Raw genomic sequence first — 19,737 nt, forward strand, 5'->3', positions numbered from 1 at the left:
GATGCGCGCCTTGCGTCTTGACCCAAATCATTCAGGCGCACCGCCTTTGCACTGGCATGTCGGCAAGGCCGGCGCTATGCACGGACCCCAGCGAAAGGCGTGGGACAAGGGCGAGGACGCCAGTGGAAACAGCGACTGATCCGGTGTGCCTTGAGGGCGTGAGCGTGCGCTTTGGCTCGCGCGAGGTGCTGCGCGATCTGACGCTGACGCTGCAGTCGCGCCGGGTCGGGATCGTCGGGCGCAACGGCTCGGGCAAGACCACGCTGGCGCGGCTGATCGCGGGGCTGATCGCGCCCGATGCGGGGCGCGTCACGGTGGCGGGCGTGGATGTCTGCACCGACCGCAGGGCGGCGATTCGCACGGTCGGCATCCTGTTTCAGAACCCCGACCACCAGATCATCTTTCCCACCGTCGAAGAGGAGCTGGCCTTCGGCCTGCGCCAATTGGGCCGGTCCAAGGCCGAGGCGCGCGAAGGCGCGCGCGCCATGCTGGCGCGGTTCGGGCGCGACGACTGGGCCGAGCGCGCGGTCGACGGGTTGTCACAAGGGCAGCGCCACCTCGTCTGCCTGATGGCGGTGCTGGCAATGGAGCCGCGTGTGATCGTGCTGGACGAGCCCTTTGCGGGGCTCGACATCCCCACGATCCGCGCCTTGCGCCGCTACCTCGAGGCGCTGCCGGTCACGTTGATCCAAGTCTCGCATGATATCGCCGCACTTGGCGAATACAACCGGGTGATCTGGCTCGAGGGCGGCAAGGTCGCCGCGGACGGCCCCGCAGACGAAACGCTGGCGCGTTACCTCGCGGCGATGGAGGAGGTGGATGATGCTGACGCTGACCTCTGAGATCCGCACGCCCTATCACCCGATCCGCGCAGGCGCCAAGCTGGCTCTTTTATGCGCGGCGACGGTGGGGCTGTTCATGCTCGGCAGCCTCGGCGCTATGGTGGCGGCGAACGCGGCGGTCGCCGCGCTTTACCTTGTGCCCGGACGCCCATTCGCCAAGGATGGTTTGCGGCTGCTGAAACCGGTCTGGATTTTCGTGGCGCTGGTGCTGGCCTGGCACGTGCTGACCCATGACACCCGCGCGGGGCTTGTCATCGCGCTGCGCCTGACGGCGGCGGTGGCGCTGGCAAACCTGGTCACGATGACCACCCGCTTCGACGACATGGTCGAGGTCGTCCTGTGGCTGCTCTCGCCACTCCGGCGGCTGGGAATCAGGACCGCACCCATCGGCTTCGCGATCGTGCTGGTGGTGCGCTTCATCCCGGTGCTGCTGGCCAAGGCGCGCAGCCTGATCGAGGCCTGGCGCGCGCGCAGCCCGCGCCGTGCGGGCTGGCAGGTGGCGCTGCCGATCGCGCTGGTGGCCATCGACGACGCGGAGCATGTGGCCGAGGCATTGCGCGCGCGCGGCGGTTTCGACACAGAATGAGTGACAGGCAGACAGACGAACAAGCGAACAGACCAACCGATAAACCAAAAGAACGGACAGACAGAAGGAAACGCGACATGGAACGTCAGATCACACTTATCGCCCTTTTCGCCGCGCTGATCGCGGTGCTGGGGCTGGTCCCGCAATTCACCCTTGCCTCGGGCGTGCCGATCACGGCGCAGGGCATGGGCATCATGCTGTGCGGCACGGTCCTGGGCGCCCGGCGCGGCGCGCTGGCGGTGCTGCTGTTCCTGGCGCTGGTGGCGCTTGGCCTGCCGCTGCTGGCGGGTGGCCGCGGCGGTCTGGGCGTGTTCGTCGGGCCGACCGTCGGTTTCCTCGTGGGCTTTCCGATTGCCGCCTTCGTGGCCGGCTGGATCGTCGAGCGGATGCGCAGCACCCCGATCCTGACCGCCGCCTTCATCGGCGCGGTGATCGGCGGCATTCCGGTGATGTATGTCTTCGGCATCATCGGCATGTCGGTCACGCTGGACAAGACCATCGCCGAATCCGCGCTGCTGGTCACACCCTTCATTCCGGGCGACCTCATCAAGGCCGGTCTGGCCGCCGCGCTGACCGCATCGCTGCTCAAGGCGCGCCCGGCCAGCGTGCTGTCGCGCGGTTAAGCCTCTTCGAGGCGGTCGAAATCGAGCGGCGTCTTGTACTCGATCTCGACAAAGGCCATCGGCTGCGCACCGGCATTGATCACGTTATGCTCGATGCCGGTGGGCCGGTGATAGGTGCGCCCCGGCGGCAAGGTGACCTCGTTCACCGTGCCGTCGGGCATTTCCAGCTTCATCCGGCATTCGCTGAGCGCGACGATCACGTAATCGAAACCATGCACATGCCAGCCGGTTTCGGCACCGGGCTCGAAATCGAACCGCGTCACGCGATGCTCGGCGGTGTCGGTCAACAGTTCGGGCTGTGCTTCGGGGCGGTCTGGCATCTGCGGCCTCCTGGAAACCTTGAGTCGGTCAGCCGCAGCTTAGGGCCGTGCGCCCGCTTGGCAAGCGCCGCACGCCGTGCCGCGGCGGTTCAGGGCGCGCCGCCATGTCCCCCGCCCGCCTGATCGCGCAGAATCGCGGGCTTGAGAGGCAGGCGCGCCGCCACATATGTGTTAGAAGGCGGCGACAGCAGGGCCACGGCACGCCGCACCACCAACGAGCGGGCGGATTCCGCCGAGGATCCTGACAGGAAGGGAGACGAAATGAGCGACGATATCAGCGATTTCAACATGTCCATGCGCCGGTTCCTCAAGGAGGTGGGCGTCACCTCGCAACAGGCGATCGAGGACGGGCTGCGCAATGCGGACGATATCGAGGGGCGCCGCTTTCGCGCGCGCATGGTCCTGACGGTCGAGGGCCTCGATATCGAACATGAAGTGACCGGCATCATCGAAAGACAGGACTGAACGTGACATTGACAAAAGACAGCGTCCTCGCGGCGCTCAGAACCGTTGCCGACCCCCAGAGCGGCTCCGATATCGTCACCGCGGGCATTGCGCGCGGCGTGACTGTCGAGGACGGCGCGGTGCGCTTCGTGCTCGAGATCGACCCGGCCAAAGCCGAATCCTACGAGCCCGTGCGCGCGGCGGCTCAGGCAGCGGTGCAGGCGCTTGACGGCGTGCGCGGGGTCTCGGCGGTGCTGACCGCCCATAGCGCCAAGGCGCCGCCCGACCTCAAGGCGCAGCGCAAGCCCGAACCCCAAGGGCCGCAGCGCGTGCCGGGGGTGAACCACATCATCGCCATCGCCAGCGGCAAGGGCGGGGTCGGGAAATCCACCGTCTCGGCCAATCTCGCCTGCGCGCTGGCGGCGCAGGGGCAGCGCGTGGGTCTGCTCGATGCCGATGTCTACGGACCCAGCCAGCCGCGAATGCTGGGCGTCTCGGGCCGCCCCGCCAGCCCCGATGGCAAGACCATCCTGCCGCTGCGCAATCACGGCGTCACCATGATGTCGATGGGGCTCATGACCAATGAGGACCAGGCGGTGATCTGGCGCGGGCCGATGCTGATGGGGGCATTGCAGCAGATGCTGATGCAGGTGCAATGGGGCGAACTCGACGTGCTTCTGGTGGATCTGCCGCCGGGCACCGGCGACGTGTCGATGACGCTGGCGCAGAAAACGGTGGTGGACGGGGCGATCATCGTCTCGACACCGCAGGACGTGGCGCTGCTCGATGCACGCAAGGGGATCGACATGTTCAACCAGCTGCATGTGCCGGTGCTGGGCATGATCGAGAACATGTCCACCCATATCTGCAGCCAGTGCGGCCATGAGGAACATGTCTTCGGGCATGGCGGCGTCGCGGCGGAATGCCGGAAACTGGGCGTGCCGCTGATGGGTGAAGTGCCGCTGCATATCGACATCCGGACCACCTCGGACAATGGCACGCCGATCGTGGTCGCCAATCCCGACGCCCCCCAGGCGCAGGTCTTCCACGACATCGCCCGCGCGCTCATATCCCAGGGCGTCGCCTGACCCCGCCAGCCAGCGCCATGTGAGTATTCAAGGCAAGATGAAGCCCGGCACGCCGCTGCGCTTCATCTTGCGGCAAATACTCCGGGGGTGAATTGGCCGGAGGCCAAGAGGGGGCGGCGCCCCCTCGTTGAAAGGATCGGGCGCGCCGCAGGCGCTCATCTGGATCACACGGCCCTGAGCACGGCGCCGGGGTTCATGATGCCCAAAGGGTCGAGCGCTGATTTGATCGCGCGCATCGCCGAGAGCTTGGCCGGGTCGCCATAGCGTTCAAGATCGCCCACCTTGAGCCGCCCGATCCCGTGCTCGGCGCTGACCGAGCCGCCCATCTCGTGAACGAGGTCATGCACGCAGCGCTGGATCGCGTCGCGCGCGCCGAGATGGTCCTCGCGCCGCTGGCCTTGGGCGGGGAAGACGTTGTAATGCAGATTGCCATCCCCCAGATGCCCGAAACAGTTGATGCGGAACGGGCCGAGCCGCCCGATATGCTCGGGCGCGCGGGCGATGAAATCCGGGATCGCCTCGAGCGGCAACGAGATGTCATGCGAGTTCAATGCGCCGATCAGCCGGTTGGCCTCGGGGATCTGTTCGCGCAATTCCCAGAAATCATGGCGCTGCGCCTCGCTCTGGGCGATCATGCCGTCGCTGACCAGCCCCGCCTCGAGCCCTTCGGCAAAGAGCGTCTCGAGCGCCGTGGCGGGATCGAGGCCGCGTGCAAGGCCGATATCGACCAGCACGAACCATTCGGGCGCTTCGGCAAAGGGCTGGCGGATGTCCGGCAGGGTCTCGGCCAGGAAATCGAGCCCGGCGCGGTGGATGAGTTCAAAGGCGCTCACCCCCTCGCCCATGTGATCGCGCGCCAGCGACAGCAGATCGAGCGCCGCCGCCGGGCTTTCGACCACCATCAGCGCCGTGCCCTCGCCCGCAGGCCGGGGCACGAGGCGCAGCGTGGCGGCGGTGATCACCCCGAGCGTGCCCTCCGCGCCGATCAGGAGATCCTTGAGGTCATAGCCCGTGTTGTCCTTGCGCAGCCGCTTGAGCCCGTGCCAGATCTGCCCGTCGGGCAGCACCGCCTCGAGGCCCAGGCACAGCTCGCGCGCATTGCCATAGCGCAGCACGTTCACGCCCCCCGCATTGGTCGCAAGCAGGCCGCCGATCCGCGCGCTGCCCTTGGCGGCGATGCTGAGCGGAAAGAGCAGCCCGGCCTCGGCGGCGGCGTCATGCACATCCGAGAGGATCGCGCCCGCTTCGACCAGCATCAGGTTCTCGCGCGGGTGGATCGCGCGCACCGCGCGCATCCGCTCGAGGCTCAGCACCACCGGCGCGGGGCCGTCGGGTGCAAGCTGCCCGCCCACGAGCCCGGTGCCCCCGCCATAGGGCACCACCGGCACGCGCGCCGCCGCGGCGGCGCGGATCACCGCCGCCACCTGCGCCGTATCCTGCGGCGCCACCACCACGCCCGCCTGCCCGTGCCAGCGCCCGCGCGGCTCTTCGAGGTAATGCGGTGCGGTCTCGCGAATGGCACTTTCGGGAAGCGCCGCCTCGAGATCGGCGATGAAGGCGGGGGTGACGGGATTGAGACTCATGGGGCTTTGCTACCATCTGGCGCGGCGCAGTCCAGTTCTTCCTGCGCCGGGCCGGGGCGGCGCTATTCGTCCTCGCGCAAATAGGCCGGGCGCAGCACCATGATCGTGGGCCGGTCAGGCAGGCTGCGCAGCGAAACGGTGATTTCATGCGCGCCGGTGTCGACGATGGCGAATTCATCCTCCATCCCCGCCAGAAAGCGCCCCAGCGAGCCGTCGGCGAACCAGTGCATCGGGATCACGATCCGCGCCTTGGTGCGGCGCAGCACGTTCATCATGTTCTCGAGCGGCAGCGTCAGCCCGCCATCGACCGGCGCCATCACCACATCCATCCGCCCCAGCGCCGCGTATTGTTCGTCGCTCGGTTCGTGATGCAGATGGCCGAGATGGGCGATGCACAGCCCCGCCGCCTCGAAGACGAAGATCGAATTGCCGTTGGTTTCGACCGTGCCGTCCCAGCTTCGGATATCGGTGGGCACGTTGCGCACCAGCATGGACCCGAGATCGACATGATGGTCGACCCCTTCGCCGAAATCTCCCCATCCGGGCAGGACATTGGGAATCAGGGGATCGGGGTTGGCGGTCCAGTGGGTCGAATGGGCATGGTTCATGGTCACGACATCGGGAATGAAATCCACATTGCCGATAAAGCCGGTGAAATCCGTGACCGCCGACAGCCCGTCATCGGTCTGGATCAGAAAGGAGGCATGGGCGATATAGCGCAGGCGCACCGTATGGGCGGGCAAGGGATCGCGAAAACCTGCCTTGTGAAGATAGGCAATCCCCGGCGTGGTCTGCGCGATGGCGATGCAATGGCTGGGGCGGCGGTCCTGCTGGGCAAGGACTGGCGCACCGAGGCAGATCTGCGCGAAGACAAGAGCAGTGATGAAACGGATCATGAAAGCAACCTCCCCCTGACCTTGGGAAAGGATAGCACGAATTGCCGTCGCGTCAGCCTGTTGCGGTGCGCCCGCGCCGGTCGCGCCTGAGCGATGCATAAAGAACATGCGTTCGCCAGCGCCCGTTGATCTGAAGATAGCTTTGCGCGACGCCCTCGTATTTGAAGCCGCATTTTTCCAGCAAGCCGCGCGATGCCTGGTTTTCGGGCAGGCAGGCGGCCTCGATCCGGCTGAGGTCGAGCCGTTCAAAGGCGTGATGCACCACGGCGAGGATGGCCTCGCGCATGTAGCCCTGGCGCGCAAAGGCCGCACCCGTCCAGTAGCCCAGCGTCCCGGCCTGCGCGGGGCCGCGGCGGATATTGTCGAGCGTGATCGCCCCGACCAGCGCGTTGTCCTCGCGCCGGATCAGGAACAGCGGCAGCGCGGTGCACTGCGCGATCGAGCGCTGCGCCCAGTAGACACGGTTGGAAAACGCCCTGCGCGCAAGGTGGTCATCGGCCCAGGTGGGTTCCCACGGGATGAGGAAAGCGGCGCTTTCCTCGCGCAGGGCGGACCATGCGCGGTGATCGGTCAGCACCGGCTGGCGCAGGGTCAGACGCTCGGTCTCGATCCTGACTTTCCGGCGCGGGATGAACATCACGCGGCGCGCCTGTCCTGAAGCGCCTGAAGGCTGGGCGCGGCTTCGACCGGACCGTAAAGCGCCATTGCGGCGGGGGCCGTGGTGATCGTGTGTTCGGCCAGCGCGCGCACATCCGACAGGGTCACGGCGTCGATCCGGCCGATCACCTCGTCGAGGGGCGGAATGCGGCCCCAGATCTGAAGCATCCGCGCCAGCCGCTCGGCCCGGTTCGAGGGGCTTTCAAGCCCCATCAGCAGCCCCGCCTTCATCTGGGCGCGGGCGCGTTCGATCTCGTCGGGACGGAAATCCTCGGCGGCGCGTTTCATCTCGTCGATGGTGATCTGCGCAAGGTTGGCCATCTCGTCGCGCGAGGTGCCCGCATAGATCGTCATCATGCCGGTATCGGCATAGGCTCCGGCCTGCGCGAAGATCGTATAGCAGAGGCCGCGCCGCTCACGGATTTCCTGGAACAGCCGCGAGGACATCGACCCGCCCAGAGCCGAAGCATAGATCTGCGCAGCATAGATATCACGATGCGCGTAATCCGGCCCCTCGAAGGCCAGCGCGAAATGCGCCTGTTCCAGTTCCTTGACACGGCGGCTTTCACCCCCGGCGAAACGCGCGGTATCGGGCACATAGGGCGTCTTGGGACTCATGTCGCCGAAGAGGCGCTCGGCGGCGCGCACCAGAGCGTCGTGATCGACGGCCCCGGCGGCGGCCAGCACCATCTGGCCGGGACCGTAATGTTCCTTGACGAAGCCCTCGAGATCATCGCGCGAGAACGCGCCGACGCGTTCCTCGGGGCCAAGAATGGTGCGCCCCAGCGGATGATCGGGATAGGCCTTCTCCTGAAGCCAGTCGAAGATGATGTCGTCGGGCGTATCCAGCGCCTGGCCGATCTCCTGCAGGATCACGCCGCGCTCGATCTCGATCTCGCGGCCCTCGAAGACCGGGTTGCGCAGGATGTCGGCCACCACATCGAGCGCCAGCGGCACGTCATCCTTGAGCACCCGCGCGTAATAGGCGGTGACTTCGCGGCTGGTATAGGCGTTGATATAGCCGCCCACATCCTCGATCGCCTCGGCGATGGCCAGCGCGCTGCGCGTCTTTGTGCCCTTGAAGGCCATGTGTTCAAGGAAATGCGCGATCCCGTTCTGTTCGGCGCGTTCGTGGCGCGCGCCGGCGTTCACCCAGATCCCGATGGCGGCGGATTCCAGGCTCGGCATATGTTCGGTGACGATGCGAAACCCGTTGTCGAGCGTGGTCAGATTGACGGTCAATGCCCGGTCCGTTCCTTGATCAGTGTTTCAATCGCGCCAAGATCGTTGGCGACCCCGGTCACGCGTTCGGATCGCTCATACAGGTCAGACATGCGCTCGGGCAAGGGGGGATGCACGCCGCTTGCTGCCTCGACGGCGGCGGGGAACTTGGCCGGGTGGGCGGTGGCAAGGGTGATCATCGGCGTCCCCGGCACGCGCATCTCGTCGGCGACCTTGACGCCGACGGCGCTGTGCGGACACAGGAGTTCGCCCGTGGCGGCATGGACGCGGCGGATCGTGGCGCTGGTCTCGTCCTCGTCGCAGCGCCCTGAATCGAACGCCTCGCGCAGTGCCTCGAGCGCGCCCTGGCTGACCTTGAAGCCGCCGGCCTTGAGCTCGTCCATCAGCTGCGCGACGGCGCCGCCATCCTGACCATAGGCATAGAACAGCGCGCGCTCGAAATTGGAGCTGACCTGAATGTCCATCGACGGGCTGATCGAGGGGATCACCCCGTCGGGGCGATATTCCCCCGCGCTCAGGCAGCGGTGCAGGATGTCGTTCTGGTTGGTCGCCACCACCAGCCGGTCGATGGGCAGCCCCATGCGCCGCGCGATGTAGCCCGCGAAGATATCGCCGAAATTGCCGGTCGGCACCGTGAAGCTGACCTTGCGGTGCGGCGCGCCAAGGCTGACGGCGGAGGTGAAGTAATAGACCACCTGCGCCAGCACGCGCGCCCAGTTGATCGAATTGACCCCGGCGAGCCCGACCGCGTCGCGGAACTCGAAATCGTTGAACATGTCCTTCACGCGGGCCTGGGCATCGTCGAAATGCCCCTCGATGGCGAGCGCGTGGACATTGGACTCGGCCGGCGTGGTCATCTGGCGGCGCTGCACTTCGGAGACGCGCCCTTGCGGGAAGAGGATGAACACATCCACCGCATCGAGCCCGCGAAACGCCTCGATCGCGGCGCTGCCGGTGTCGCCGCTGGTGGCGCCCACGATGCAGACCCGCTGGCCGTTACGCTTGAGCGCGGCCTCGAACAGCTGACCGATCAGCTGCATGGCGAAATCCTTGAACGCCAGGGTCGGCCCGTGGAACAGCTCGAGCAGGAAATGCCCGCTCTCGAGCTGCTTGAGCGGCGCGCGCGCGACATGGCCGAAGCCCGCATAGGCGCGGGCGATGATGCCGTGGAATTCCTCGTCGGTGAAGGTGTCGCCGATGAAGGGCCGCATCACCCGGAACGCCGCCTCTTCATAGCTCACGCCCTCAAGCGCGGCGATATCGGCGGTGCTCATCTGCGGGATGGTTTCTGGAAGATAGAGCCCGCCGTCGCGCGCCAGCCCGGTCAGCATCGCCTCTTCAAAGCTCAGAACGGGCGCTTGCCCACGGGTCGAGATGTATCTCATGCGGTGTCGCCTTTCGCTGTCTTGCGCGAGCGCCAAAGGAAATAGCCGGTCATCGCGGCCCAGATCGCGGCCAGGGAAAACCAGGTGATCGCGTATTCGAGGTGATCGTTCGGAATGGCGCCCGTGTCCACCGGCAAGGGCGTCACCGGACCATCGGAAAAGGATGTCTCGCGCGCCACCACTAGCAGCGGATCGGTATCGAGGGCCGTCGCCATCTGGTCGAGGTCGCGGGCGAACCACATGTTTTCCGCCACGTCATTGGCGGGGGTCGCGCTGTTGCGGTCATCGGGCCAGTGCAGGTTGCCCGTGATCGTGACCTCGCCCTCGGGCGGCGCGGGAATATCGACGGCGGTCTTGACGAAGCCCCTATCCACAAGGATGCGCCGCGCGCCCATGTCGAGCGCCGAGATCACGCGGTAACCCGCGCCCACCTGTTTCTGGCTGACCAGCACGCGCAGCGCGTCATCCCCCATCTGCCCGCTGACCCGCACCGGCAGGTAGCGGTCGGCTTCGGGGTCGGGCTGTGGCGGCAACGCGACGGGGTCGGCGCCGATCCGGGCCTCGATATCGGCCAGAACGCCCTCTTTCCAGGCCAGGCGTTGCATCTGCCAGGTGCCAAGGCCGATCAGGATGGCCACACCGGCCAGACCGAAGATCAGGGGAACGAGGTAACGTGCCAATCAGGGGCGCTCCGTTGGAAGTCGGAAAAGGAAAAGCGCGCGAAGCCCGCGCGCTTTGTGTTCTTGCGTTTCGGAGACGGAAATGCAACCGCCCCGTGGCCTGCCGGGCTCAGCCGCCCCAGATATAGACCGCTGCGAACAGGAACAGCCAGACCACGTCGACGAAGTGCCAATACCAGGCGGCGGCCTCGAAGCCGACATGATTTTCCGGCGTGAAGTGGCCGCGCAGAACCCGCATCAGGCAGACGAACAGGAAGATCGTGCCGATCACCACATGCGCGCCGTGAAAGCCCGTCGCCATGAAGAAGTTGGCGCCATAGATATTGCCCGAGAAGCCGAAACCGGCATGGCTGTATTCGTAGATCTGGAAGACCGTGAACAGCGCGCCGAGCGCGATCGCGATGGCGAGGCCGGACTTGATGTCCTTGCGGTTGTTCTCATGCACCAGCGCGTGGTGCGCCCATGTCGCCGCCGCACCCGAGCAGAGCAGGATCAGCGTGTTGATCAGCGGCAGATGCCACGGATCGAAGGTCTCGATCCCCGCCGGGGGCCACTGGCCGTCCACGGCCGGGCTTTGGGGCCCCATCGGATACATTGCGTGCTTGAAGAAGCTCCAGAACCACGCCGCGAAGAACATGACCTCGGACATGATGAACATGATGAAGCCATAGCGCAGGCCGATGCGCACGACCGGGGTATGATCGCCGGCCTGGTTCTCGGCCACGGTGTCCGACCACCAGCCGAACATGACGTAAAGCACGCCGACAAACCCGATCAGGAACACCCAGGGCTGGTTGTTCGCCGCCTGCGGCGACATCCAGAGGACCGCGCCGAACAGCATGACAAATCCCGACAAGGCGCCCAGGAGCGGCCAGATCGAGGGGTTCAGGATGTGGTAATCGTGGTTTTTTTCGTGTGCCATCTTGGTCTTTATCCCTCGTGGAAGGCTCAGTTCTGTTTTATTTCGGTTTCGCCGGTCCGATCAAGGGCGGCGTGGTCTTCGGGCATGTCGATCTCGTAGAACGTATAGGACAGCGTGATCGTGTGCACGAGCTTCGCGTCCCGGTCATCGACCATTTCGGGATCGACATAGAAGGTCACCGGCATCTCGACGCGCTCGCCGGGTTGCAGGATCTGCTCGGTAAAGCAGAAACAGTCGATCTTGGTAAAGAAGCTGCCCGCCTCGAAGGGCGTCACGTTATAGCTCGATTGCCCGGCGATGGGGTGATCGGTGGGGTTGTAGGCCTCGTAGAAGGCCAGCCCGGTTTCCCCGATGCGCAGTTCCATTTCGCGCTGCATGGGCTTGAATTCCCAGGGGAATCCCCGCTCCTTGCTGGCGTCGAAGCGCACTTTCACGGTGCGCTCCAGAATCTCGTCCGACCCGGCGGTCGCGGTGCTGGTCTCGCCGCCGTAACCGGTGACGCGGCAAAACCAGTCATAAAGCGGCACAGACGCCCAGCCCAGCGCGCCCATTGTCAGGACCACTGCGACCAGCGACACCACGGTCTTGTTTATTCCATTCAATTTCATCAATCCCGCGCCTCGCTGGACGGTTGCATGGTGAAATCATCGGTCGTGACCTTGGCCACGGTCAGGCCGAAGACCAGCGCGACGAAGGCCGCCAGGACCAGCCCGAGGCCCAAGTTGCGGCCAAAGCGGCGCTTGTGAAGGTCGTGTTCCTCGCGAAAGCTCATCCGCTTACCAGCCCCCCAGCCCGTAGGGCACCAGCGCCGCTTCCAGCGCGATCGCCCCGAAATGCAGGAACAGGTAGTAGAGCGACAGGCGGAAGAACCGCTTTTCGACCGCGTAGCCATCGGCCTCTGCCATGTCCTCGTCGCGCCGCCAGATGCGAAGCGCGCCCACCAGGAACAGCGCGTTCAGCACCAGCGCCACCGCCACGTAAAGCGGCCCGCCCACGGCGGTGAAGCCCGTGCCCACCGCCAGCGCCGCGAGCAGGATCGTGTAGATCAGGATATGCCTGCGGGTGACGCGGCGGCCATGCGTGACCGTCAGCATCGGCACCCCGGCCTTTTCGTAATCCGAACGCATGAACAGCGCCAGCGCCCAGAAATGCGGCGGCGTCCACATGAAGATCAGCGCGAACATCAGCACCGATTCCACGCTGACCGTGCCGGTTGCGGCGGCCCAGCCGATCATCGGCGGAAACGCCCCGGCGGCGCCGCCGATCACGATGTTCTGCGGCGTCCAGCGCTTGAGCCACATGGAATAGATGACGACATAGAAGAAGATGGTGAAGGCGAGGAGCGCCGCCGCCACGAGATTCGTCGCCAGCGCCAGCATCACCACCGCGAAACCGGCCAGCGCGATGCCAAAGGCGAATGCCTCGTCCTCGGTGATGGTGCCAGCCGGGATCGGCCGCGAGCGGGTGCGCTTCATCACCCGGTCGATATCGGCATCCCACCACATGTTGAGCGCGCCCGAAGCGCCCCCGCCCACGGCAATGAACAGGATCGCGGCAAATCCCACCACCGGGTGCACCCCGACCGGCGCGGCCAGAAGGCCGACCAGCGCGGTGAACACCACCAGCGTCATCACCCGCGGCTTGAGCAGGGCGAAATAATCGCCAAACCCTGCCTCGCCGGTCCGGCTGGTCGCTGTGTTGAAACTTGCGTCGCTCATCCTGGTCTCCGGGTTCGGATCGTGTCAGGCATCGCTGCGGATGCTGAAGGGCGCGCAGCCTGGCGCGCGCCCTTGGCTGTCATGTCAGTCGGCCAGGGCCACCTGCACGTCGCGCGGCGTGCCGGCATATTCCTCGATCGCGCCATCCAGCCAGCGGTCGTAATCTTCCTGGCTCACCACCTTCACGGTGATCGGCATATAGGCGTGGTCCTTGCCGCACAGTTCGCTGCACTGGCCGAAATAGATGCCTTCCTTCTCGGCGTTGAACCACAGTTCCGCCAGACGGCCCGGCACCGCGTCCTGCTTGACGCCGAAGGCGGGGATGGTCCAGCTGTGGATCACGTCGGCGCCCGTCACCTGCATGACGACGGTCTTGTTGACCGGCACCACGACGGCGGTATTGGTCGCCAGCAGGTATTCATCCTGGCTGTAGCCGTATTCCTCGAGCTCGTCGCGCGACAGCATGAAGCTGTCGAAGGCGAAATCGTGGTCGGTGTATTCATAGCCCCAATACCATTGGTAGCCGGTCACCTTGATGTTGATGTCGGCCTCGGGGATTTCCTGCTGCTTGAACAGCACCGGCAGCGAGAACGCCCCGATGAACACCAGAATCACGATCGGCACGATCGTCCATGCGATCTCGAGCGGCGAGTTGTGGGTGAAGCTGGCCGAATTCGGGTTCTTGCGGCGGTTGTAGCGCACCATCACGACAACCAGCAGGGCACAGACGAAGATGGTGATCGCGGTGATGATCACCAGAATCATCCCGTCCAGCCAGTGCAGGTCGCGCGCCAGTTCGGTCGCGGCGGGCTGAAAGCCGATGCCGCCATCCTTGGGCGCGCCGATGATCTCGAGACCGTCCTGCGCATACGCGGGGTTGAAGGAAACGGCGGCCATCGCGGCCAATAGGCTAAGGAATCGTCGCATTTTGCACCCTGATCGGTTGAAGCGGTCGGTTTGTTTTTCGCAGCGTCGGACCCGGCAAGCGCGGAATCCCGTTGTTTCACCGACGTTAGAAACCATATTCTGACACGGCAGACAAGAAAGACCGTTGCGGCAAACGGACGCTTTTTTGATTTAGATCAAACTCCAATGTCGCACCTTATCAAGGAACACAACCCATGACCGACGCCGCCTTTCGCCCCTTCGAGACCATGCTCGACCGCGATGCCGCCCTTGCGCGGCTGCGCGACGCGACCGCCGGCGCCGACGATGGCGAGCTGTTTCTGGAGCGCCGCCAGTCGGAGTCGCTGGTCTTCGATGACGGTCGCGTCAGGACCGCATCTTTCGACGCTGCACAGGGTTTCGGGCTGCGCGCGGTGCGCGGCGAGGTGGCGGGCTATGCCCATTCCTCGGACATTTCCGAATCCGCACTGGCCCGCGCCGTCGAAACCGCGCGCCTTGCCGTGGGCGATGGCGGCGGCGTGATGGCGCCGCCCCCGGCGCGCACCAATCGCCACCTCTATACCGATGCCGATCCGATCGCGGGCGCCGATTTTCCCGTCAAGCTCGAGACCCTGCGCGAGATCGACGCCTACGCGCGCGGCCTCGATCCGCGGGTGGTGCAGGTGACGGCCTCGCTGGCGGCCTCGCATCAGGAGGTGGTGATCCTGCGCGCCGATGGCAGCGAGGTCAGCGATTCGCGTCCGATGGTGCGCGTCAATGTCTCGGTCATCGTCGAACAGGACGGGCTGCGTGAATCCGGATCGGCGGGCGGCGGCGGGCGGGTCGGCCTTGACGGGCTGATCGACCCCGCCGACTGGCAGGCCAAGACGCAGGAGGCGTTGCGCATCGCGCTGGTGAACCTGCGCGCCGAGCCCGCCCCGGCGGGGGTGATGGACGTGGTGCTCGGCCCCGGCTGGCCCGGCATCCTGCTGCACGAGGCCATCGGCCACGGGCTCGAGGGCGATTTCAACCGCAAGGGCAGCTCGGCCTTTGCCGGGCTGATGGGCCAGCGCATCGCGGCGCCCGGCGTCACCGTGCTGGACGATGGCACGATCCCCGACCGGCGCGGCTCGATCACCGTCGATGACGAGGGCACGCCCAGCGCCCGCAACACCCTGATCGAGGATGGCATTCTCGTGGGCTTCATGCAGGACCGCCAGAACGCCCGCCTGATGGGGGTTGAACCCACCGGAAACGGGCGGCGCGAAAGCTATGCCCACGCCCCCATGCCGCGGATGACCAATACCTACATGCTGGGCGGCGATGCCGACCCCGCCGACATCCTGGCCGATCTCGATGACGGCATCTATGCTGTGGGCTTTGGCGGCGGGCAGGTGGATATCACCAACGGCAAGTTCGTTTTTTCCTGCACCGAGGCCTACCGCGTGAAGAACGGCAAGGTCGGCGCACCCGTGAAGGGCGCGACGCTGATCGGCGACGGCGCCACCGCGCTTCAGCAGATCCGCGCGCTTGGCAACGACATGGCGCTCGATCCCGGCATGGGCAATTGCGGCAAGGCCGGCCAATGGGTACCCGTCGGCGTCGGTCAACCGACCGTGATGATCGGCGGCCTCACGGTTGGCGGCTCTGCGGCGGGCTGAGCGTTGGGGCTGCGCGCGCCCTGTTCACGATTCACCCGCCCTCGACGGCCACTGACAGGCGCACCGACGCGATACCGATGCAATGCCGGGGCGATACCGAAAGCGTTTCCATATCGTCGGGGAGAATAATTAAGGCGCAATATCAATATCTTGAAATAATTCTCGCAAAGAATCGCGACTCGCCCGTTTGCGGTTTACCAGCCGTTAACCACCCCTGCGCATAGTGGGTTTGCAAGCAGGCGGAGCGGCGATGTCCGAAGACCCACATCCTTCCACTCACCCCCCACTCCCACCCACCACGGAAGATGATCGGGTGTCGTGGCTCCGCCTCTTGCGCTCACGCCGGGTCGGCCCAACGACCTTCATGCGGCTGATGGGGGAACATGGCTCTGCCAGCGCGGCGCTTTCGGCGCTGCCCGAAGTAGCCCGCGCCGCCGGGGTCGAGGATTACAGCCCCTGCCCCGAGGACGTCGTCCGCGCCGAACTGCGCGCCGCAAAGGCGGCGGGTGCGCGCATGATCTGCATGGGCGACCCTCTCTATCCCGCTGATCTGCAACAGATTCCCGATGCGCCGCCGCTTCTCTGGGCGATTGGCGATCCCGATGTTCTCAAACGCCCGATGGTCGCGCTGGTGGGCGCGCGCAACGCCTCGTCGCTGGGGCTGCGCATGGCCCGCGCGCTGGCCGCCGACCTTGCCGCCGAAGGCTTTGTCGTGGTCTCGGGCCTGGCGCGCGGCATCGACACCGCCGCCCATACCGCCACGCTCGACGCGGGCACCGTCGCCATCTTGGCCGGGGGCGTCGACGTGATGTACCCGGCCGAAAACGCGCGCCTTGCCGAGGGTATCGCCAAGACCGGGCTGCGCCTTTCGGAGCAGCCCCTGGGCATGGCGCCGCAGGCGCGCCATTTTCCCCGCAGGAACAGGATCATAAGCGGTATTGCAAAGGCTGTCGTGGTGGTCGAGGCGGCGGTCAAATCGGGCTCGCTCATCACCGCCCGCATGGCGCTTGACCAGGGGCGCGAGGTGCTGGCGGTGCCCGGCCACCCCTTTGATGCGCGCGCCGCCGGGTGCAACATGCTGATCCGCGACGGTGCTCTTCTGGTGCGCCGCGCCGCCGACGTGATCGAGGCGCTGCCAGCCACCGCGCACCCGGCCCCGGCACAGACGGAAATACCACTGACGGAACCGGCCCCCGCCCTGCCCGGCGAACCTCCGACGCCACCGCGCGAGCGCCGCAGCCTGCGCGATACCGCCCTCTTGCACAGCCAGATCCTTGACCGGCTCGGCCCCTCGCCCCTGGCCGAGGATCAGCTGATCCGCGATCTGGCCGCGCCCGCCAACGCCATCACCCCGGCGCTGACCGACCTGGAACTGGATGGCCGCATCCGCCGCCAGCCGGGTGGCCTTTTGTCGCTGGCCTGACCCGTCAGCGGCACCCCGGCGCCGCCTGCATTGACGTCCCGCCGGCCCCGCACCGGGCCCGCCCGCCCCCGGCGCATTGACAAATCCACTTGTAAGCCCACATGGTCCGCCGCCATAAGTCTCGACCCGAGTCGAAAGGAGTCTCCATGCCCGTCGTCGTTGTCGAATCCCCGGCCAAGGCCAAGACAATAAACAAGTATCTGGGATCCGACTACACGGTTCTGGCGTCTTACGGGCATGTCCGCGACCTGCCCGCCAAGGATGGTTCGGTCGATCCCGAGCATGATTTCGACATGAAATGGGAGATCGGAAACGACTCCCGCAAGCACGTCAAGGCGATCGCCGACGCGCTCAAGGATGACCAGACGCTGATCCTCGCAACCGACCCTGATCGCGAGGGCGAGGCGATCAGCTGGCACCTGGAAGAGGCGCTGCGCAAGCGCAAGGTGATCAAGGCCGACACCAAGGTGAGCCGCGTGGTGTTCAACGCGATCACCAAGACCGCCGTAACCGAGGCGATGAAGAATCCCCGCGACGTCGATGGCGACCTCGTCGAGGCCTATCTTGCCCGCCGCGCGCTCGATTACCTTGTCGGGTTCAACCTGAGCCCGGTACTGTGGCGCAAACTGCCGGGCGCGAAATCGGCCGGGCGCGTGCAATCGGTCTGCCTGCGCCTGATCGTCGAGCGCGAGATGGAGATCGAGGCCTTCCGCGCCCGCGAATACTGGTCCGTGAAGGCGCTTCTGGCCACCCCGCGCGGACAGGAATTCGAGGCCCGGCTGACGGTTCTGGCCGGCAAGAAACTTGAACGCTACGACCTTGAGAACGGCACCCAGGCGGAACTGGCGGTGCAGGCCATCGAGTCACGCGACCTGAGCGTGAAGTCGGTCGAGGCCAAGCCCGCATCGCGCAACCCGGCCCCGCCCTTCATGACCTCCACCCTCCAGCAGGAGGCCAGCCGCAAGTTCGGCATGGGCGCGCGCCAGACCATGAGCGCGGCGCAGCGGCTCTATGAGGCAGGGTATATCACCTATATGCGGACCGACGGCATCGACATGGCCCCGGAGGCCGTGATGGCCGCGCGCGACGCGATCAAGGACCGTTTCGGCGAGGATTATGTCCCCAAATCGCCGCGCATGTACAAGAACAAGGCGAAGAACGCGCAAGAGGCGCATGAATGCATCCGCCCCACCGACATGACGCGCGATGCCAAGGCGATCCGCACCACCGATGCCGATCAGCGCAAGCTGTATGACCTGATCTGGAAACGCACCCTCGCCTGCCAGATGGAGGGCGCGCGCATGGAGCGCACCACCGTCGATATCGGCAGCCGCGATGGCCAGGTCGAGCTGCGCGCCACCGGGCAGGTTGTCCTGTTCGACGGTTTCCTGCGCATCTACGAAGAGGGGCGCGACGATCAGGCGGTCGATGACGACGACAAGCGCCTGCCCCAGATCACCGAGGGCGAACCCGCAGACAAGCGCGGCGTCACCCCCGAGCAGCATTTCACCCAGCCGCCGCCGCGCTATACCGAGGCGACGTTGGTCAAGAAGATGGAAGAGCTGGGCATCGGCCGCCCGTCGACCTATGCCAGCATCGTCACCACGATCCAGGACCGCGAATATGTCCGCAAGGACAAGAACCGCCTGATCCCCGAAGACAAGGGCCGGATCGTCACGATCTTCCTGCTCAACTTCTTCCGCAAATATGTGGGCTACGAGTTCACCGCCAATCTGGAGGACGACCTGGACAAGGTCAGCGCGGGCGATCTTGACTACAAGCAGGTGCTCAACCGGTTCTGGCGCGATTTCTCGGCGGCGATCGCCGAGACCTCCGAACTGAGGATCACCGAGGTTCTGGACATTCTCGACGACGCGCTTGCCCCGCAGCTTTACCCGCCGCGCGAGGATGGCAGCGATCCGCGCGCCTGTCCGCTCTGCGGCGAAGGCAGCCTGCATCTCAAGACGTCGCGCACCGGCGGATTCGTCGGCTGTTCGCGCTATCCCGAGTGCCGCTACACCCGGCCCATCGGCGGCGAGGGGGCCGAGGGCGGCGACAGGGTGCTGGGCGAGGACGCGGGCGACGAGATCAGCCTGCGCTCGGGCCGGTTCGGCCCCTATGTGCAGCGCGGCGATGTCACCGAAGAGAACAAGAAGCCACCCCGCGCCAGCCTGCCCAAGGGGTGGAGCCCCGACGACATGGACCTGGAAAAGGCCCTGATGCTGCTGAACCTCCCGCGCGAGATCGGCCCGCATCCCGAGGACGGCGAGCCGGTCGAGGCCGGGATCGGGCGCTATGGCCCCTATGTGAAACACGGCCGCCTTTACGCCAACCTGAAGGATCCCGATGACGTCTTCACCATCGGGATGAACCGCGCGGTCGAGGAACTGGCCAAGAAGGCCGCCTCACGCGGGAAGGGGCGCGCCACGGCGAAGGCGCTCAAGGAACTGGGCGATCATCCCGAAAGCGGCGGTGCGGTGAACGTGATGGATGGCCGCTATGGCCCCTATGTGAAATGGGACAAGGTCAACGCCACCCTGCCCAAGGGCACCGACCCCGAAGAGGTGACGATGGAGATGGCCGTGCAGCTTATCGCCGAGAAGGCCGGCAAGAAGGGCAAGGGCCGCGCCAAGGCCGCACCCCGCAAGAAGGCCGCCGCCAAGAAATGACCGGTCGCGCTACGTAAAGCCATACGTAGTAACCCTAGTGGGCCGGATTTGCGGGCCGGGGTCGTTGACTTTGGCCCGTCTCGCGCCGCATACCGTGGGCAGACAGGTTTTCG

The 19,737-nt window shown here is 66.0% G+C and carries 20 protein-coding genes; 8 read left to right on the plus strand and 12 right to left on the minus strand.

Going from position 1 to position 19,737, the window contains the following annotated elements; translation table 11 throughout:
- Positions 1-56: 56 nt before the first annotated feature.
- The 3 genes from ROH8110_RS14875 (at position 57) to ROH8110_RS14885 (ending at position 2,051) form a co-directional block, all read left to right on the plus strand.
- The gene (locus tag ROH8110_RS14875; protein WP_085818558.1) at positions 57-842 is read left to right on the plus strand and encodes an energy-coupling factor ABC transporter ATP-binding protein; all 786 of its coding nucleotides are present in this window, start codon (positions 57-59) and stop codon (positions 840-842) included.
- Positions 823-1,428: an energy-coupling factor transporter transmembrane component T family protein gene (locus ROH8110_RS14880; RefSeq protein ID WP_085818559.1), complete on the plus strand. Its 606-nt coding sequence runs from the start codon at positions 823-825 to the stop codon at positions 1,426-1,428. Before ROH8110_RS14875 ends, ROH8110_RS14880 begins: the two co-directional genes overlap by 20 nt.
- Before the next feature lie 77 nt (positions 1,429-1,505).
- A complete protein-coding gene (locus tag ROH8110_RS14885; RefSeq protein WP_085818560.1) occupies positions 1,506-2,051 on the plus strand; it encodes a biotin transporter BioY in 546 nt (181 codons plus the stop codon).
- Here the strand turns inward: ROH8110_RS14885 and ROH8110_RS14890 are convergent.
- Positions 2,048-2,371 carry a cupin domain-containing protein gene (locus tag ROH8110_RS14890; RefSeq protein WP_085818561.1) on the minus strand — a complete coding sequence of 108 codons (324 nt, stop codon included), beginning with the start codon at positions 2,369-2,371 and terminating at the stop codon, positions 2,048-2,050. The two genes, ROH8110_RS14885 and ROH8110_RS14890, sit on opposite strands and share 4 nt — an antisense overlap.
- A 261-nt stretch (positions 2,372-2,632) precedes the next feature.
- On the opposite strand from ROH8110_RS14890, the gene ROH8110_RS14895 reads away from it, so the two are divergent.
- Complete coding sequence (locus tag ROH8110_RS14895) at positions 2,633-2,836, plus strand: DUF6494 family protein (protein ID WP_085818562.1); 204 nt, start codon at positions 2,633-2,635, stop codon at positions 2,834-2,836.
- A gap of 2 nt (positions 2,837-2,838) precedes the next feature.
- On the plus strand, positions 2,839-3,903 hold the full coding sequence (locus ROH8110_RS14900; RefSeq protein ID WP_085818563.1) for an Mrp/NBP35 family ATP-binding protein: 1,065 nt from the start codon (positions 2,839-2,841) through the stop codon (positions 3,901-3,903).
- Between the two features lie 164 nt (positions 3,904-4,067).
- Here ROH8110_RS14900 and ROH8110_RS14905 read toward each other — a convergent pair whose 3' ends face one another.
- The 11 genes from ROH8110_RS14905 to coxB form a co-directional block, all read right to left on the minus strand.
- A complete protein-coding gene (locus tag ROH8110_RS14905; RefSeq protein WP_085818564.1) occupies positions 4,068-5,486 on the minus strand; it encodes an FAD-binding oxidoreductase in 1,419 nt (472 codons plus the stop codon).
- 62 nt (positions 5,487-5,548) lie between these two features.
- On the minus strand, positions 5,549-6,382 hold the full coding sequence (locus ROH8110_RS14910; protein ID WP_085818565.1) for an MBL fold metallo-hydrolase: 834 nt from the start codon (positions 6,380-6,382) through the stop codon (positions 5,549-5,551).
- A 52-nt stretch (positions 6,383-6,434) separates the two neighbouring features.
- The gene (locus ROH8110_RS14915; RefSeq protein ID WP_085818566.1) at positions 6,435-7,019 is read right to left on the minus strand and encodes a GNAT family N-acetyltransferase; all 585 of its coding nucleotides are present in this window, start codon (positions 7,017-7,019) and stop codon (positions 6,435-6,437) included.
- Entirely contained in the window at positions 7,019-8,281 is a 1,263-nt protein-coding gene (locus ROH8110_RS14920; RefSeq protein WP_085818567.1) for a M16 family metallopeptidase, read from the minus strand. Before ROH8110_RS14920 ends, ROH8110_RS14915 begins: the two co-directional genes overlap by 1 nt.
- Entirely contained in the window at positions 8,278-9,666 is a 1,389-nt protein-coding gene (gene thrC / locus ROH8110_RS14925) for a threonine synthase (protein ID WP_085818568.1), read from the minus strand. Before thrC ends, ROH8110_RS14920 begins: the two co-directional genes overlap by 4 nt.
- A complete protein-coding gene (locus tag ROH8110_RS14930) occupies positions 9,663-10,346 on the minus strand; it encodes an SURF1 family protein (protein WP_085818569.1) in 684 nt (227 codons plus the stop codon). The genes thrC and ROH8110_RS14930 overlap by 4 nt, the downstream gene beginning before the upstream one ends.
- 109 nt (positions 10,347-10,455) lie before the next feature.
- Positions 10,456-11,268: a cytochrome c oxidase subunit 3 gene (locus tag ROH8110_RS14935; RefSeq protein WP_085818570.1), complete on the minus strand. Its 813-nt coding sequence runs from the start codon at positions 11,266-11,268 to the stop codon at positions 10,456-10,458.
- Positions 11,269-11,294: 26 nt separating this feature from the next.
- Positions 11,295-11,876 carry a cytochrome c oxidase assembly protein gene (locus tag ROH8110_RS14940; RefSeq protein ID WP_085818571.1) on the minus strand — a complete coding sequence of 194 codons (582 nt, stop codon included), beginning with the start codon at positions 11,874-11,876 and terminating at the stop codon, positions 11,295-11,297.
- The gene (locus ROH8110_RS18745; protein WP_170156532.1) at positions 11,876-12,040 is read right to left on the minus strand and encodes a cytochrome c oxidase system small membrane protein; all 165 of its coding nucleotides are present in this window, start codon (positions 12,038-12,040) and stop codon (positions 11,876-11,878) included. Before ROH8110_RS18745 ends, ROH8110_RS14940 begins: the two co-directional genes overlap by 1 nt.
- 4 nt (positions 12,041-12,044) lie before the next feature.
- Positions 12,045-12,986 carry a heme o synthase gene (cyoE, locus tag ROH8110_RS14945; RefSeq protein ID WP_085818572.1) on the minus strand — a complete coding sequence of 314 codons (942 nt, stop codon included), beginning with the start codon at positions 12,984-12,986 and terminating at the stop codon, positions 12,045-12,047.
- 84 nt (positions 12,987-13,070) lie between these two features.
- The gene (gene coxB, locus ROH8110_RS14950; RefSeq protein ID WP_085818573.1) at positions 13,071-13,913 is read right to left on the minus strand and encodes a cytochrome c oxidase subunit II; all 843 of its coding nucleotides are present in this window, start codon (positions 13,911-13,913) and stop codon (positions 13,071-13,073) included.
- 194 nt (positions 13,914-14,107) lie between these two features.
- Here coxB and tldD point away from each other — a divergent pair, with 194 nt between their 5' ends.
- The 3 genes from tldD to topA all read left to right on the plus strand — a co-directional run bounded on the left by tldD (position 14,108) and on the right by topA (position 19,624).
- Positions 14,108-15,532, plus strand: coding sequence for a metalloprotease TldD (gene tldD / locus ROH8110_RS14955; RefSeq protein WP_085818574.1), 1,425 nt, complete (start codon positions 14,108-14,110; stop codon positions 15,530-15,532).
- A gap of 250 nt (positions 15,533-15,782) precedes the next feature.
- Positions 15,783-16,955, plus strand: a complete 1,173-nt coding sequence (dprA, locus tag ROH8110_RS14960; protein ID WP_085818575.1) for a DNA-processing protein DprA — start codon at positions 15,783-15,785, stop codon at positions 16,953-16,955.
- A 146-nt stretch (positions 16,956-17,101) separates the two neighbouring features.
- A complete protein-coding gene (topA, locus tag ROH8110_RS14965) occupies positions 17,102-19,624 on the plus strand; it encodes a type I DNA topoisomerase (RefSeq protein WP_085818576.1) in 2,523 nt (840 codons plus the stop codon).
- Positions 19,625-19,737 lie beyond the last annotated feature (113 nt).

It is taken from the genome of Roseovarius halotolerans (genome assembly GCF_900172255.1).
Classification (GTDB): Bacteria; Pseudomonadota; Alphaproteobacteria; order Rhodobacterales; family Rhodobacteraceae; genus Roseovarius; species Roseovarius halotolerans.